Here is a 14,896-nt window from a genome sequence, read left to right as displayed (position 1 = left end):
GCATGCTTATGGGTGTTCATCCGGTTGGGCTTCCTGAGTGGATTGGGTGTTTGGCGACTTCCAGTCTCTCAAACCCAATCCGGATGAACACCGGATACAACCTATTGAAGCTTCACAACTAGCTGACACGCGCAGCGACCAGCACGCGGTGAGAATGACGACGATGCGTACCCCTTCCGCCTTCCCGTCAGTCGTCCGTGCATCCGCCCTCACGCTCGCCACCGTTTCGCTGATGGCGGGCTGCGCCTCACCCGTCTCCACCGCATCGCCAGACCGCGTCGCTGCCGAAACGCCCGCCCCACCGAACCGCACGGAGCCATCCCCCGCAGCGGATGTCACGCATCAGCAGGCCTTCGTCGCGTGGCTGAGCGAATTCCGTGCAAGCGCCCGCGCGTCCGGCATCAGCGAGGCGACGCTCGGCACGGCCCTGGACCACGCACGATTCCTGCCCCGCGTGATCGAGCTCGATCGCGTTCAACCCGAATTCACGCGCACCGTCTGGGACTACCTCGACCGTACCGTGACACCCCAACGCGTGGCCACGGGCCGCGACATGCTCCAGCGCGTGCGCAGCGAGGCCGCGGCCGTGTTCCAGGCGCAGCGGGTGCCGCCCGAGGTGGTGGTCGCCATCTGGGGCATGGAAAGCAACTACGGCAGCAACGTCGGCGACATGTCGACGATCGATGCCCTGGCCACGCTGGGCTTCGAGGGGCGTCGTGCGGCCTGGGCGAGAGGCGAACTGCTCTCGGCACTGAAGATCATCGACCGCGGCGACATCACGCCGGAGCGAATGATCGGCTCCTGGGCGGGCGCCATGGGACAGACCCAGTTTCTGCCCTCGAGCTTTCTGGCCTACGCGGTGGACGCCGACGGCGACGGACGTCGAGACATCTGGGACAGCCTCCCGGACGTCGTCGCGTCGACGGCGAACTATCTGGCGAAATCAGGCTGGCGGGCCGACCAGCCCTGGGGTGTCGAGGTGCGCCTGCCGGCGGGCTTCGACCACGGCCGCGCCGACGACGCGGTCCGGCAGTCGGCCACGCAATGGTCCGACGAGGGCGTGGCGGCGATCGACGGTGCGCCCCTGCCGGCGATGTCCGACGCATCGATCCTGCTGCCCGCCGGTGCGCGCGGGCCGGCCTTTCTCGTGGGCGTGAACTTCCGCGCGATCCTGCGCTACAACAACTCGACCAGCTATGCACTGGGCGTCGGGCTGCTGGCCCAGCAGCTGGCGGGTGGCCCTGCGGTCCGGGCCGCCTGGCCGCGCGAACTCGCTGCGCTCAGCCGCAGCGAGACGATGCAACTGCAACAGGCGCTCACCCAGCGCGGCTTTGCCAGCGGCAATCCCGACGGTGTCGCGGGCCCCTCGACCCGCGCGGCCGTGCGCGCCTACCAGCGAAGTGCCGGGCTGCCCGCGGACGGCTTCCCGAGCGCCGACCTGCTGCAACGCCTGCGTCAGCCCTGAGGGTGCCGGGATTCGCGGACGGCGCCCTGCGTCTCGCGCGGCCTCGTCAGCACCAGGCCGACAATCCAGCCGAAGAAGAACACGAACTGGCCTGCGCTCTTGGCGAGGGCTTGCCGCATGCCTTCGGTCGTCTCCTGGCCGGTCCAGCCCAGTTCGAAGCCGAACAGCCATCCGAGCGACTTGGCCCAGGTGGCGAACATCGACTGGCCCTCCACGGACGGCGCGATGGCCTGACCCATGCCAAGGACGGCCACGATGGCCCAGACGACGGACAGGGCACGCAACACACGCAAGAAGATCGGCATGGCGAGATGGTAGGGACGGCAGAACCTCCCCAGAATTTTCAAGGGGATCGGATCTGCGGTGCCGGCACCCCTTCGATCATCACGTTCAGGCAGGCCGGCAACGCCCGCGAGCTCAGGTGAAGCGCTCATAGAACTTGGCGACATCACTTGTGGCAGTCAGCGCCTGGAGCGGAAAAGTTTCCCAAGGTGCTTCCGCTTTCATCGTGTCCAGGCGGGCCAGGAGCGCGTCACGCATGTCCGGCTTCACTTCCTGACGCCAGTTCAAAACCTGCCCCCAGGTGATCTGCCGTTCAGGTGCAACGGGACCGCTACGGGTCGAATCGACATCGCATAGGCGTGCGGGAAAAGCCTCCTGTAGGCATCGCGGTTGTAGACCAGGAGACGCCGCGAACCGATAGGACGTTGCGCTCGGTGCGACGGACATGCGAGAACAGTGCGCATAGCTCTTGCACTCTGGCACCGATGTTGGCGGAGGCCAGAGGGCTTGTGCTCGTGTTCTCCGGAGAGACGAAGTGAATGCGGAGCGCTCCACCGGTGTCGGGCGGATCGAAGGAGAAGCACCCGAATGACCGCTCTGTTGCGAGGCGCGGCCGATCCTCGTACCACGCCATGCACAGGGAAAGCGCATCGGACCTGCCCTCGACCGAGTCGCCGACCCGAGCGAGAAAGTCTCTCCAGCGACTTGCGCCTGCAGGTCCCCAGAGATTGAAACGGCGCCGCAAGTTCGTGCAGTACGCGATCGACACGCTGAAAGGCAGACCTGCGGCACTCGCATAGTGCGCCGCAAATCTCAGCTGAAGGGAAAACTACGCTTCAAGCTTCACGACCCGACCGCGTGGAACGTCTGCATCTGGCCGACTGCGGCCTCGCGAAGACGCACTGCCACAGACCGAAAAAAGTGACGGCAAGCACGAGCAAGTATCCAAGTGGCATCGCAGTCAGCCCCACCGAGTCGTGCCCTTGGCCTCCGCCTTGCTCGGCGCGGCTCACACCCCTTCAACGATCCGCAGATCCCGTTCAGCACCGTCGCCCAACGCAGCAAGCGCGGCTTGATAGGCGGCGCTGTCATGAACGGATTTCGCATGCTCGACGCTGTCGAATTCGATCAGCACGGTACGCTCGGACAGGCCGAATTCATACACCGCGACCGGTAGTCCCCGCGCCAGAAAGCGTCCGCCTCCAGCCGTGATGGCGGGGCCGGCCAACTTTGCATAGGCGGCCAGTTTGTCTGCGTCCTTGACGGCTCGGTAAGCACTGACCCAGTAGGCTTTTGCCATGGTGAACTCCTTCAGATACGGGAAAAGAGGACTTCGCGTCGCCTTACGAATCGCGACGGGCGAGGCCCAGAAATACGCCAAGACCGACCATTGTTCCGCCAGAGAAACGCGTCAGCCATCGGGCGCGTGCGTCGCGCGCAACATCCGACTTGAGAAGCCTGTGAGCGGCAAACACGGCGATGACATCCACAGCGGTGTTCAGGGCCACACAGACGCTGCCGAGCATCACCAGTTGCGGAACCAGCGGCTCTGCCGGTGAGGCGAACTGCGGGAGAAACGCAAGAAAAAACAACGCAGTCTTCACGTTGAAGATTTCGACGGCGATGCCTTCCAGCAGCGCACGCTGCACGCCCTTGGCGGCGCTGGCTTCGATGGGCGCAGCGGCCTTCCTGCGCACCAGGATGCGAATGCCAAGGAAGATCAGGTAGGCCGCGCCGATGTACTTGATGACGTTGAAAGCCATCGCCGACTGCGCGACCAGAACGGACAGGCCGAGCGCCGCAGCCATCACGTGGGCCATGCCACCAATGCCTGTGCCCAGACAGGAAGCCAGCCCCTCGGGCCGGCCGCTCGAGACCGTTCGAGCGATCACATAGGCGATGCCCGGGCCGGGCGTGATCGCGAGAAGGAGCGCAGCGATAAGGAAGGCAACGAGGGACATGGTGGGCTTCGGTTTTTCAGTGGCAGACCGTCTGGTTCCAGGGGAACACGGTCGGCCAGGAGGATGCCACAGGGTTGTCTTCGTGGGGAAGTCCCAACAACTGGGATTCCCCACAAACACCCCGTGCACCGTGTGCGGCCAGCCAGCCAGCCGCCCCGACGCTCAGCCTGCGTGCCGCTGCCCCGCGAGCCGGCGCACCACCGCCACCAGCCGATCGATCTCACGGCGGAAGGCCAGGCCTTCTTCGCCGACGCGGCGGCGGCGCTGGCGCAGATCGGTGCCGCGGCGGCCGCGCTCATGGCGCGCGCGCCGGCACGGGCCGTGCGCATCAATGTACGGCCCTCGTTCGCGGTGCGCTGGCTGATTCCTCGTCTCCCGGCCTTCGTGGCCCAGTACCCGGGCATCGAACCGCAGGTCGTGACCAGCACCGCCGTGCCGTCCAAAGCGGTCGACGGCTTCGACGTGGCCATCCGACGCGGGCTCCAGGGCTGGCCGCCCTCGATCCAGGTCAAGCCCTTCCTGGACGACGAGGTACAGGTGGTCGGCGCGCCCTCTCTGTTCAAGGCGCGCGGGGTTGACGCGCCGCCTGCGCTGGCAGCGCACGTGCTGCTGTCGGCCCGCACCCGCAAGAGCGACTGGGACGACTGGCAGCGCGCGGCCGGCCTCGTGCGCCTCAAGCCTGCCGGGCCGCTGCAGTTCGATCATCTGCACCTTGTGCTGCAGGCCGCGCTCGACGGTTTAGGGGTCGCGATGGGACCGACCTCCCTGATCGCACAGGACCTCGCCCAGGGGCGTCTGCTGTCGCCGCTGCCGCAGCTGCGCATGCCGCTCGAACGCTATTACTACGGCCTCGCGCCGGACGCCAGGCCCGAGGCGCAGTTCTTTGCCGAATGGCTGGAAGACACCAGGCGTGCCGGCGGCTGAATGGCGCGGCCGGTCGGCATCGGGGACGATGCCGTCGCGGTCCGATCGTCAGCGTGCGTCGCGCCGCGCCAGCAGCAGGCCGCCACCGGTCGTGTTGAACGCGATGGTCGGCGCACTGAAGTCGCTCAGCGGTGCCCCCAGGCCGATCTCGCCGCTGCCGTGCAGCACGCATTCGTCACGTCGCAAGGCGATTTCGCCACTGACACCGGCGCTGCCGTGGAAGCGGACCCAGGTCCCGTAGGTGCTGACGTCGACCAGCACGCAACTGCCCTGCCGCGCCTCGATGCGGGCGTGCAGGCGGGAGACGCGCGGGTCGTTCACCACGAACTGCGCTTCGTCCACACGACCCAGGTGAATGGGCAGGTCCGCGGCGCTGAACAGGGCGCGCACGTCGAGCCAGGACAATTCGATCTGTCCGAACGACGAGTCCACAGCCCGGTTCGATTGAGCCAGAGTGGCCGGCATCGTGAGGAATTCCGACATCTCCTCCTGCCAGTCGATGCGGTGCACGATGGGGGTTTCGTTCTTGCCGCGAATCGTGATCGGACCGAGGTTGCGGTGCCGCACCTCGCCCTCCTTCAACTGTTCGACCACCGATTCGGTGACCCAGATCTGCCCGGGGCCGGCCAGGTCGCTGAGGCGCGACGCGAGGTTGACGGCGTCGCCGTAGCAATCACCGTCCACTTCCACCACGTCGCCGCTGGCCACGCCGATCTGAAGATCCATGCGCAAGGCGGCAGGCCAGGCCTGGAGGCGCTTCTGGTGGTTGCGCTGCAGTTCGAGAACGGCGGCTGTCGCAGTGTCGCCGGCCGGAAAAATCGCCAGGACGCCGTCGCCCAGCATCTTGACGACCCGTCCGCCGTGCGCCTCGCACACGCCGCCGATCCACTGGGTCAGGCGCGTGACGGTGTCCGTCGCGCGAGCATTCCCCATTGCCTCGAAAACCCGAGTGCTTCCCGTCAAGTCCGCGAAAACGACCGTTGAATTGGCGCCCATGTTGTGCAGTTTTTCGTAGCAATCGCTGATTGATTATGGCAAAGCAATTGCTTTTCCATCGTGGTGCGCTGGAACTTTCTCCTGGAGCCGCCACGCTTGCGCTCCGACTTGACAAACCGTGAACGATGTCGGCACAAGCCTGCCGGTGTGGTCTCGAGAGGTCGCAAAGCAACCATAAGCCGGAGGTATTCATTTCGAGAACCGACTTGAGCAAAAGCGTGAAGTATGTTGTTTTAAAACATGTTTAATTGTTTCTTTGCTTGTGGCGGGCATGGCCTACCTATAACGTAGTAGGCATCGATGGCTCCAGGCACCCTGCCTCTGCTCCATGTCTCCCAGCAGTCTTCTTCGTCTACTGTCGTTTCCAGGTCTCAGCTTTCGCCGGTCAACCGACCGTCAGCTGGTCCAGATCCGCACGTCGATGCTGTCCTTGCTGGAGGCCCGTCCGGGAAACACCGTGCACCGCGTCGCGCAGCGCGTGCGTTTCGCCGACGACCTCGAAGCGCTCTGGTACCTGCGTCAGGACGTGCTGACGACCCTTGCCGAAATCGATGGCGAGCCGTCTGCACGCCGCCAGATGCGCCGCATCAACAGCTTGTTCAAGGGCGGACTGCCGCAAACGATGGGCCCGCGCGTCCACCGTTTCACGGCCTGAAGCGCTGCCCTTCCCCGCCGGCGCCCCGCCCGCCTTCTCGTTCGTCCGCTCTAGTGGTGGTGATGGCCGTCATGTGGATGGCGGTGTCCCCACACCATGAAGACGTCGCGTCCGTCGAGCGCCATTTCGACCTTCGCGCCCACGGGCAGCAGCACCTTGGTCGGCACATGGCCGAAGGGAAGCCCGGTCAGCACCGGCACCTTCAGTTGACTGCGTAGCCGATCAACCACCGTGCGGAGGCTGAAGCCTTTGTCGTGCGGCACCTTCTTGAATGACGTGAACTGGCCCAGCACCACCGCGCGCTGGCGCGCCAGCACGCCCGCATGGCGCAGCTGATCGAGCATGCGTTCGAGGCGGTAGGGATGCTCGTGCACGTCCTCGAGGAAGAGCACCCCTTTGTCGACGACCGGGAAATAGGGCGTGCCCAGCAGGGTCACCAGCACCGACAGGTTGCCGCCCCACAGCACGGCGTCGTGCACCGGGCGCAGCGTCGGCGCCTCGCCGTCACGCGCGGGCAGGCGCCATCCAGTGCCCTCGCCCTGGCCGCTGATCAGGTCGTCGAAGCAGGCTTCCATGATGTCGTCCGGGCCGTCCACGGCACCGAAATCCTCGCCGACCGACGGGCCGGCCCAGCTCACCGCGCCGGTCTTGGCCAGCAAGGCGTTCTGGAAGGCCGTGAAGTCGCTCAGGCCCACGAATTCCGTGCCGCGCGACACGGCCTTGGCCACGGCCTTGTACGGAATCGCGTCGAGGATGCGGGTCAGGCCGTAGCCGCCGCGCGAGATCAGGGCGATCTGCGCACCGCTGGCGGCCGCACGGCCGATGGCGGCCAGGCGCGTGTCGTCGTCGCCCGCGAATCGCTGATGGCTGGACAGCGCGGCCTCGTCGACCTCGACGGTGTGGCCCAGCGCCTGCAGCCGCTTCACGCCGCGCCGAAAGGCGGCCTTGTCCCGCACGGCGCTGGACGGGGAATAGATGTAGATATGTTTGCTCACGCCGGGAAGTATCCCATTGCCTTGAAGCGCCATTCGGCGGCCTGCGCGGCGTCGGGGCCTGACGAACGCGGCGCTGCATTGCCGAGGACACGCAGTGCCGCCTCGTAGCCGCGATCGGGGAACGGCGCGCGCCACGCATCGTCCATCGCGCCGTCGAAGGCGTCGGGCACCGGGCGCGTGCCGACGAAGCGCGTCGGCGCCGCCGCCTCGAGCAGCGCCGCGAGCGGCTCGGCACCGGCCAGGGGCGCCAACAGCAGCGGTGGCCCCGGCCGGCGATCGAGCCAGTCGAGCAGCACGTCGCGATGCCATGCCCACCGGTGCACGGCATCGCGCTTGGGCTTGTCGCTGCGGCCGAAGCCGATGAGATCCGGCGCGAGCCAGCGCACGCCGGGCTGCGCGACCAGGTGCCGGAATCCGTGGCTCCACTGCCCCGGCCCGTGCAGGCACAGCACGGTCCCTGCCGCATCCTGCAGCCCTTCGTCGAGGTAGTGCATGCGCCAGCCGCCGAGCGACGGCAGGTCGCTGACATAGCGCGCCGCAAAGCGCTCCGGCTCGGTCAGCTGGGCGAAGCGCGCCTCGGGCGTGCGCAGCGCATCGTCGCGCAGCGGCTGCGCCGACTCGCGCGCCACGGCGCGCCGATCCTGGAAGAACGACTGCAACAACTGGCCGCATTCGTCGGCCAGCACACCGCGCTGAACCGCCGTGTGGTGGTTGAGCTGCGGCTGCGCGAAGAGGTCGACGACCGAGCCCGCCGCCCCGGTCTTCGGGTCGGCCGCGCCGTACACCACGCGCGCCAGCCGCGCATGCAGGATGGCGCCGGCACACATCGCGCAGGGCTCGAGCGTCACGAACAGCTCGCAGCCGTCCAGGCGGTAGTTGCCAAGGGCCGCTGCGCCGTCGCGCAGGGCACGCACCTCGGCGTGCGCGCTGGGATCGTGCAAGGCCACGGGCGCGTTGCGGCCAACCGCGACCAGTTGCCCGTTGCGAACCAGCACGGCGCCCACCGGCACTTCGCCGGCCGCGCCCGCGGCGCGCGCTTCGGCAAGGGCCAGGGCCATCCAGTGCGCGTCGTCCGGCGCGACCGGTGCCGCGGGCAGGCTCATGGCTTGTCGTCCGGCATCGCGCGGGGCTGCATGGCGGCGTCGAGCGACTTCTGGATGTCCTGCTGCAGTTGCCGGCCCTGCGCGGGGGTCGAGGGTGCGTTGACGGATGTCGGCGCGGCGAGACTGCTCGCCTGCTTCTTGACCAACAGGCCGACGACGAGCAGCGCGATCACCAGGCCGACCAGACCCAGCACGCGCATGTCAGTGGCCCTCCGTGGGGCGCGTCGCCATGCCCAGGCGCTCCATCCACAGGGCCAGCGCCTGCTCGTCGGATGAACCCTCGCGGTACTGCGCATGCATGGCCGCGTGCGATTCCGGGCGATGCTGATTAAGCTTCAGCTTGCACTGCAACGCCGTGACGCGCAGCGAGAAGCCGACCAGCCCGGCCAGCATCTTCTGCTGGAAGTCGTCTCCCAGGTCCCGCCACTGCTGCGCGTACGCCGGCTCGTGCTCGCCGATCAGCCGCTTGAGAAGCGTGTCCTTCTCGACGGGCGTCTCGACCAGCGTGGCCTCGACCGTGCAATGCACCGCCAGGTAGTTCCAGGTGGGGACCCGCGCCAGATCCGGGTAGACCGAGGGCGACAGGTACGCATGCGGGCCCATCACGGTGAGCACGGCCGTCGAACGATCGCGCAGGTAGCGCCAATGCGGATTGGGCTTGGCGCAATGGGCGAGCAGCACGAGCTCGTCGGCGTCCGGGTCGTCCACGACCACCGGCAGGTGCGAGACGAAAGGCAGGCCTTCGTCGTCGTTCGAGATCAGGCTGGCGAAAGGATGTTCGCGCAGGAGCCGCAGCGCATGGGCGCGGTCCTTGGCGTTGAACTGTGGCGGCATGTACATGGCGTGTTCCCGTGAGGTGCGTCGATTGTCCGCGAGCGCACCGGGGCCGCAGCGAAAATGCGGCATTCATCGTTTCGACCATGCAGGATTCGCTCTTCCCCGATCTCCCCGATCTCCCCGGTTTCCCCGATGAGGCCGCTGTGCCGCTGCCCTCCCCGGCTGCCACACCGCCGGCCCGTGCCGCACGCGCGGGCGCCATTGCCGCCCTGCCAGCCGACGCTGCGCTGCAGGCCACGGCAGACGCCGTGTCGCACCACGTACGGCTGGGCACCTCGACCTGGTCGTACCCGGGCTGGGCCGGCATCGTCTGGGACGGCGTCTATGCCGAATCACGGCTGGCCAGGGACGGGCTCACGGCCTATGCCCGCCACCCGCTGCTGCGCACCGTCTGCGTCGACCGTGCCTTCTACCGCCCGCTCAGCGCGAGCCAGTATGCGCGGCTGGCGGCCATGGTGCCGCCCGATTTCCGCTTCGTGGTCAAGGCGCCGAGCCTGGTGACCGATGCGCTGGTGCGCGGCGAGGAGGGCCGCGGCCGCCAACCCAACCCGGCCTTCCTGAACCCGGCGCTCGCCGTGCACGAGTTCGTCCGGCCGGCGCTCGAGGGCCTGGGCGCCAAGGTCGGCGCGCTGGTGTTCCAGCTCAGCCCGCTGCCGCTGTCCCTGCTCGCCCGCCGGGACGAGGTGTTCGATCGCCTGGGAGCGATGCTGCGCGCCCTGCCCGCGCTGCGCCCCGACGCGCCGGACGGCGTGATCGCGGTGGAAGTGCGCGACCCGGAGCTGCTCACCCCGGCGTTCGCCCAGCTGCTGCGCGACGCCGGCGCCACCTACTGCCTCGGCCTGCACCCCAAGCTGCCGCCCATCGCCGAGCAGTTGCCGATGCTGCGCGCCCTCTGGCCGGGGCCGCTGGTCTGCCGCTGGAACGTGAACCGCCGCCACGGCGCCTACGGCTACGAAGACGCCGAGGCGCTGTACGCCCCGTTCGACAAGATGGTCCATCCCGACCTCGACATCCGAACGGCCCTGGCCCGGGTGATCGCCGGCACCGCGGATGCCGCGCAGAAGGTGTACGTCACGATCAGCAACAAGGCCGAGGGTTCGGCACCGCTGAGCGTGCGGGCGCTGGCAGAGCAGCTGCAAATGCCTGCTGGCCGGGCGGTGGCATAGGGCCGGGCCCTACACCAGGGCCGGGTCGGATTGATAGCGGTCGTTGCCCTCCGCCCGGGCAATCAGGTAGGCCGCACTGCTCGCAGCGATCTCGAGCCGCTTCACGTCGCGTACGGTGAAGGCGCAGCCGCCGCCGATGTTGAAGCCGCACAACATCCCGTACAGCCGCCCGTTGGGCAGGCGCACCGGCACGCCGATGTGCGCGCCGAGTGCGGTGTACTCGGCCGACAACCCTTGCGCGTGCGCGATCGCCTTCACATTGGGAATGAGCGCAGGCAGACGGCAGTCCAGGATGCGTTGGCAGATCGTGTCGGGCAGCGGATGAAAGCCGCCGACGTCGATCGGGGGCGGCGCCAACACCGTGTCGATGTACCTGAAGACCCGACGGCCTTTGACGATCTCTCCGACGAACACGACATCGAGTTCGAGCAGTTCCCTCACCGCATGCAGCAATTCGCCGATCGCCCGGTGCACCGACACCTCTTCGGAGCGGAACGACGCATCCGCCGTGACCAGACAGACGTCGGCCTCGTCGAGCAAGGGGAAGTTGGAAATGAGGGGATGGTGTTGCATCGTCGCGATCAGTGACTCGATGGTAGGCCGCGCAAGGCCAGGCCGCTGCGCCGTACGTCGCACATCCATCGCTCGTACGCCGTGATATGTCGATACCGTGACTTCCGTTGTCAGGCATTGGTTCTCCACCCCACGCTGCGCATGAAGTGCCGCGTCCTTCAGCCTCTCGCAGCGCTGCCGATATACCTGGAGTCATGTCCAAGCAAAAGCCATCCTCCATCCCCGAGCTCACGTCCGAGATACCGCGCGAGCGCGTGATTCAGGACGATGGCGCTTTCCTGCTGGTGTCGACCAAAGGGCTCCCCTATGCGCACACCTGCGGGTTGCTGATCCGCCGATGTGCGCTCTCGACGTCGGCCCCCTTCGGCTACGAATGCCTCGGCCAGTATCGGCAACTGCGCAAGTCACTGTGGCATGCGTGCCTGGACAGTCGTATCCCCGATGCGGACGGGCGCACCGAACGCTCGACAGGCATCTACGCGAGCGAGCTCGACGCGCTGGTGAATCTGTGGGCCAGCCGACGCCTGCCGCAGCTCGCTCCCCTGCTGTAGGGTCGGCGCGACTGCCGCCCGCTCAGCACGCGCCGTCAGCGTGCGCGTGCCACCAACAACTCCAGGATCAGCGCGACGCGGGCCTTCACCGGCGTGAGCGCACCGGCGTCGCGAATCGCCGCGCCTGACGTGCCCACGATGCGCCCCTGTGCGCAACGCGTGGCGCGCAGCACCGCGATGCCCGCCGCCTGTGCGCGCAGGGCCGCGGCCTCGATCGCGTGGTGCACCGTGCCGTTGCCCGTTGCCGCCAGCACGAGGCCGTCGACCGCATGGGCAGCGCCGGACCGCCGGGCCTGCACGAGCGCATCGATCAGCAGCCCCTGCGCGCCTGCGTGGCTGGTCAGGATCTCGACCCGGGGCCATGCGAAGGGTTCGGTCGCGATGACGGCGTCGAGGCGCGCTGCGGCAGCGCTCTCCAACGCGGGCCAGGCACGGAGGGGGCGAAGGGCGCCCTCTTCCATATAGCCCAGCGGCCCGGCGTCGCCCGAATCGAAGGCGTCCAGGCGGTAGGTGTGCACCTTCTGCACGTCGAGCGACCGATGGACGGCACCGGCGCACACCACCGTCACGCCCGTCGCGCCCGGCCAGGCCGCGAGGCCGATCGCGTCGCGCAGGTTCTGCGGGCCGTCGGGCACCAGCGCACTCGCCGGCCGCATCGCGCAGGTGAGCACCACCGGCTTGGTCGGGCTCAGCACGGACTGCAGGAAGAACGCGGTCTCCTCCAGCGTGTCGGTGCCGTGCGTGATCACGAGGCCGCAAACATCGTCGCGCGCCAGCGACTCGGCGCAGCGGGCCACGAGCGCCTGCCAGACCTCGAAGTCCATGTCCTTGCTGTCGAGCTGGGCGACCTGCTCGGCCCACACCGGCAAGCCCGGGGGCAGATCGAGCCCCTGCAGCAGGACGTCGACGCCGACCTCGCCGGCCGTGTAGCCGACGTTGTCGGACGCGGACGCCGCCCGACCGGCGATCGTGCCGCCCGTGCCCAGAACGAGCACGCCACGCGCACCCGAGACGCTTTTGTTCACCATCTATTGCAAAGTCCGGAAAACTGTTTAAAAATACAGGTACTGGATATCCAACCAGCACCAAGGAGTTCACATGCAGTTCGCCGTCAAGCTTACCGCCCGTCAGCAGCAGATTCTGGACCTGATCCGCAGCACCATCGCGCAGACCGGTGCGCCGCCGACGCGCGCCGAAATCGCGGCCGAACTGGGCTTCAAGTCGGCCAATGCAGCGGAGGAACACCTGCAGGCGCTGGCACGCAAGGGCGCGATCGAACTGCTCAGCGGCACGTCCCGCGGCATTCGGCTCAAGGGCGATGCGTTGCGTTCGCTCAACGAGTCGCGCGACAACCAGTTCTCGCTTTCGCTGCCGGGCATGGCCCAACTGGCGTTGCCGCTGGTGGGCCGCGTGGCAGCCGGTTCGCCCATCCTCGCGCAGGAGCATGTGGACCAGACCTACTACGTCGAGAACACCTTGTTCCAGCATCAGCCCGACTACCTGCTCAAGGTGCGCGGCATGTCGATGCGCGATGCCGGCATCATGGACGGCGACCTGCTTGCCGTTCAGTCCACCAAGGAAGCGCGCAACGGCCAGATCGTGGTCGCGCGCCTGGGCGACGAAGTGACCGTCAAGCGCCTCAAGCGCAACAAGCAGGTGATCGAGCTGCATGCCGAGAACCCCGACTACCCGACCATCGTGGTTCAGCCCGGCGAGCCCTTCGAGATCGAAGGCCTGGCCGTCGGGCTGATCCGCAACACCATGCTGATGTAACGCATCGCAAGGGCTGCGACAGGTGGCGGGCGTATGGCAATCAGGCCATCACCCTGGCGCAGTCCCATCAAGCAATCCTGCCTGTGTTCAACCTCTGACCTTGGAGTTCGCATGGGAATCGTTCTGCTCACTTTCGTCGATCTGCTCACCCCGCTGCAGTCGCTCGCCCACCGCTGGATGCCGGAGCGCCGCGTGCGCCGCGACGTCAGTTTCGACGCCCACGCCGACCTGCGCTATGTGGCCGTGCGGCCAGCCTGCGCGCAGCGCGCTGGCACCACCACCCCGGGGCACGCGCATCCACCGGTGGCGGCGCGGCCGCTGCGCGTGGTCCGCACGGTCGACGCGCAACAGCCGGACCGGCGCGCCGGCCGTGTCGTGATCTCCGGCCGGATGGCAGACGTGTGTGCCGAACTCGACCGCCTCGCGGCACTCGAGGCGGCCGACACCGTGCGCGGCGGGCGTCCGCTGCACTGACCCGCATTCGGGCACGCTCGCCTGCACGTGTGCTGCGCAGAGGCCTTGACCTCTGGCGCGATGCGCGCACCGTAGCGCGCCCCTGAGAGCTTTCGCGTGACGCGAGGCACAATGGCACGCCATGAACATTGTGATCCTCGACGACTACCAGGATGCGGTGCGCAAGTTGCAATGCGCCGCCAAACTCGATGCCTACGCGGCGAAGGTCTATACCAACACGGTCAAAGGCATCGGTCAGCTGTCGGTGCGTTTGAAAGACGCCGACGTGATCGTCCTGATCCGTGAGCGCAGCCAGATTTCCCGGCAGCTGATCGAGAAGCTGCCCAAGCTCAAGCTCATTTCCCAGACCGGCCGGGTCGGCAAGCACATCGACGTCACGGCCTGCAGCGAGCAAGGCGTGGCGGTGGCCGAGGGCAGCGGCTCGCCGCTCGCGCCGGCCGAGCTGACATGGGCACTGATCATGGCGGCGATGCGACGGCTCCCGCAGTACATCAGCAACCTCAAGCACGGCGCATGGCAGCAGTCCGGCCTCAAGTCGGCCTCGATGCCGCCGAACTTCGGGCTGGGCTCGGTGCTCAAGGGCAAGACGCTGTGCATCTGGGGCTACGGCCGCATCGGCCAATTGGTCGCGCGCTATGGCCAGGCCTTCGGCATGCAGGTGGTGATCTGGGGCCGCGAACAGAGCCGTAACCTTGCCCGGTCGGAAGGCTTCCAGGTCGCTCCGAGCCGCGAGGCCTTCTTCGCCGCCGCCGACGTGCTCACGGTGCATCTGCGCATGAGCGACGACACCCGCGGCATCGTCACGCTGGAAGACCTGTCGCGGATGAAGCCGACCGCCCTGTTCGTGAACACCTCGCGTGCCGAGCTGGTCGAACCCGACGCCCTCCTGGCGGCCCTGAACCGCGGGCGGCCCGGGATCGCCGCGATCGATGTGTTCGAAAGCGAACCGCCCTTGCAGGGTCATGCGTTGCTGCGTCTGGAGAACTGCATCTGCACGCCGCACATCGGCTACGTCGAGCAGGACAGCTACGAGATGTATTTCGGCCAGGCCTTCGACAACGTGGTGAGCTTCATCAAGGGCAACCCCACCAACATCGTGAACCCCGGCGCCTTGCAGGTTCGCCGCTGAGGGCGTCGCCGC

Annotated in this window: 19 protein-coding genes; 8 read left to right on the top strand and 11 right to left on the bottom strand. The window is 67.6% G+C overall.

Annotated elements, in window-relative coordinates; translation table 11 throughout:
- The first annotated feature begins 154 nt into the window (after positions 1 to 154).
- Entirely contained in the window at positions 155 to 1,465 is a 1,311-nt protein-coding gene (locus ACSFA2_RS15785; RefSeq protein ID WP_435456247.1) for a lytic murein transglycosylase, read from the top strand.
- On the opposite strand, the gene ACSFA2_RS15780 is transcribed toward ACSFA2_RS15785, so the two are convergent.
- From ACSFA2_RS15780 to ACSFA2_RS15765, 4 genes are all read right to left on the bottom strand, one after another.
- On the bottom strand, positions 1,456 to 1,770 hold the full coding sequence (locus tag ACSFA2_RS15780) for a hypothetical protein (RefSeq protein WP_435456246.1): 315 nt from the start codon (positions 1,768 to 1,770) through the stop codon (positions 1,456 to 1,458). The genes ACSFA2_RS15785 and ACSFA2_RS15780 overlap by 10 nt on opposite strands.
- A gap of 112 nt (positions 1,771 to 1,882) precedes the next feature.
- Entirely contained in the window at positions 1,883 to 2,005 is a 123-nt protein-coding gene (locus ACSFA2_RS15775; protein WP_435456245.1) for a hypothetical protein, read from the bottom strand.
- 751 nt (positions 2,006 to 2,756) lie between these two features.
- Positions 2,757 to 3,047 (bottom strand): DUF1330 domain-containing protein, encoded by a 291-nt coding sequence (locus ACSFA2_RS15770; protein ID WP_435456244.1) that lies wholly within the window; start codon positions 3,045 to 3,047, stop codon positions 2,757 to 2,759.
- A gap of 43 nt (positions 3,048 to 3,090) precedes the next feature.
- Positions 3,091 to 3,708: a LysE family translocator gene (locus ACSFA2_RS15765; protein WP_435456243.1), complete on the bottom strand. Its 618-nt coding sequence runs from the start codon at positions 3,706 to 3,708 to the stop codon at positions 3,091 to 3,093.
- A 171-nt stretch (positions 3,709 to 3,879) separates the two neighbouring features.
- Here ACSFA2_RS15765 and ACSFA2_RS15760 point away from each other — a divergent pair, with 171 nt between their 5' ends.
- Positions 3,880 to 4,632 carry a LysR substrate-binding domain-containing protein gene (locus tag ACSFA2_RS15760; protein WP_435456242.1) on the top strand — a complete coding sequence of 251 codons (753 nt, stop codon included), beginning with the start codon at positions 3,880 to 3,882 and terminating at the stop codon, positions 4,630 to 4,632.
- A 48-nt stretch (positions 4,633 to 4,680) separates the two neighbouring features.
- Here the strand turns inward: ACSFA2_RS15760 and ACSFA2_RS15755 are convergent, their stop codons facing one another.
- Positions 4,681 to 5,628, bottom strand: a complete 948-nt coding sequence (locus tag ACSFA2_RS15755) for an adenylate/guanylate cyclase domain-containing protein (RefSeq protein ID WP_435456241.1) — start codon at positions 5,626 to 5,628, stop codon at positions 4,681 to 4,683.
- A 328-nt stretch (positions 5,629 to 5,956) separates the two neighbouring features.
- Between ACSFA2_RS15755 and ACSFA2_RS15750 the strand changes: the two genes are divergently transcribed.
- Positions 5,957 to 6,283 carry a hypothetical protein gene (locus ACSFA2_RS15750; protein ID WP_435456240.1) on the top strand — a complete coding sequence of 109 codons (327 nt, stop codon included), beginning with the start codon at positions 5,957 to 5,959 and terminating at the stop codon, positions 6,281 to 6,283.
- Positions 6,284 to 6,333: 50 nt separating this feature from the next.
- On the opposite strand, the gene ACSFA2_RS15745 is transcribed toward ACSFA2_RS15750, so the two are convergent.
- The 4 genes from ACSFA2_RS15745 to ACSFA2_RS15730 are packed head-to-tail and all read right to left on the bottom strand — an operon-like array spanning position 6,334 to position 9,221.
- On the bottom strand, positions 6,334 to 7,278 hold the full coding sequence (locus tag ACSFA2_RS15745; RefSeq protein WP_435456239.1) for an LD-carboxypeptidase: 945 nt from the start codon (positions 7,276 to 7,278) through the stop codon (positions 6,334 to 6,336).
- Positions 7,275 to 8,381: a tRNA adenosine(34) deaminase TadA gene (tadA, locus tag ACSFA2_RS15740; protein ID WP_435456238.1), complete on the bottom strand. Its 1,107-nt coding sequence runs from the start codon at positions 8,379 to 8,381 to the stop codon at positions 7,275 to 7,277. Before tadA ends, ACSFA2_RS15745 begins: the two co-directional genes overlap by 4 nt.
- Positions 8,378 to 8,581, bottom strand: coding sequence for a hypothetical protein (locus tag ACSFA2_RS15735; RefSeq protein WP_435456237.1), 204 nt, complete (start codon positions 8,579 to 8,581; stop codon positions 8,378 to 8,380). Before ACSFA2_RS15735 ends, tadA begins: the two co-directional genes overlap by 4 nt.
- Position 8,582: 1 nt before the next feature.
- Complete coding sequence (locus ACSFA2_RS15730) at positions 8,583 to 9,221, bottom strand: FMN-binding negative transcriptional regulator (protein WP_435456236.1); 639 nt, start codon at positions 9,219 to 9,221, stop codon at positions 8,583 to 8,585.
- Positions 9,222 to 9,301: 80 nt separating this feature from the next.
- Between ACSFA2_RS15730 and ACSFA2_RS15725 the strand changes: the two genes are divergently transcribed.
- Positions 9,302 to 10,384, top strand: a complete 1,083-nt coding sequence (locus tag ACSFA2_RS15725) for a DUF72 domain-containing protein (protein ID WP_435456235.1) — start codon at positions 9,302 to 9,304, stop codon at positions 10,382 to 10,384.
- Between the two features lie 9 nt (positions 10,385 to 10,393).
- Here the strand turns inward: ACSFA2_RS15725 and ACSFA2_RS15720 are convergent, their stop codons facing one another.
- Positions 10,394 to 10,924: a GAF domain-containing protein gene (locus tag ACSFA2_RS15720; RefSeq protein ID WP_435456234.1), complete on the bottom strand. Its 531-nt coding sequence runs from the start codon at positions 10,922 to 10,924 to the stop codon at positions 10,394 to 10,396.
- 227 nt (positions 10,925 to 11,151) lie between these two features.
- Between ACSFA2_RS15720 and ACSFA2_RS15715 the strand changes: the two genes are divergently transcribed.
- Complete coding sequence (locus tag ACSFA2_RS15715) at positions 11,152 to 11,508, top strand: hypothetical protein (protein WP_435456233.1); 357 nt, start codon at positions 11,152 to 11,154, stop codon at positions 11,506 to 11,508.
- A 35-nt stretch (positions 11,509 to 11,543) separates the two neighbouring features.
- On the opposite strand, the gene ACSFA2_RS15710 is transcribed toward ACSFA2_RS15715, so the two are convergent.
- A complete protein-coding gene (locus ACSFA2_RS15710; RefSeq protein ID WP_435456232.1) occupies positions 11,544 to 12,536 on the bottom strand; it encodes an asparaginase in 993 nt (330 codons plus the stop codon).
- Between the two features lie 70 nt (positions 12,537 to 12,606).
- On the opposite strand from ACSFA2_RS15710, the gene lexA reads away from it, so the two are divergent.
- The 3 genes from lexA to ACSFA2_RS15695 all read left to right on the top strand — a co-directional run bounded on the left by lexA (position 12,607) and on the right by ACSFA2_RS15695 (position 14,884).
- Entirely contained in the window at positions 12,607 to 13,281 is a 675-nt protein-coding gene (lexA, locus tag ACSFA2_RS15705; protein ID WP_262075409.1) for a transcriptional repressor LexA, read from the top strand.
- A gap of 111 nt (positions 13,282 to 13,392) precedes the next feature.
- On the top strand, positions 13,393 to 13,755 hold the full coding sequence (locus ACSFA2_RS15700) for a hypothetical protein (protein ID WP_435456231.1): 363 nt from the start codon (positions 13,393 to 13,395) through the stop codon (positions 13,753 to 13,755).
- A 121-nt stretch (positions 13,756 to 13,876) separates the two neighbouring features.
- A complete protein-coding gene (locus ACSFA2_RS15695; RefSeq protein WP_435456230.1) occupies positions 13,877 to 14,884 on the top strand; it encodes a D-2-hydroxyacid dehydrogenase family protein in 1,008 nt (335 codons plus the stop codon).
- Positions 14,885 to 14,896: the final 12 nt, after the last annotated feature.

Source organism: Variovorax cryoconiti (assembly GCF_051216395.1).
GTDB lineage: Bacteria > Pseudomonadota > Gammaproteobacteria > Burkholderiales > Burkholderiaceae_C > Variovorax.
Note: the sequence above shows the minus strand (reverse complement) of the source record. Positions and strands in the feature narration are given on the sequence as shown.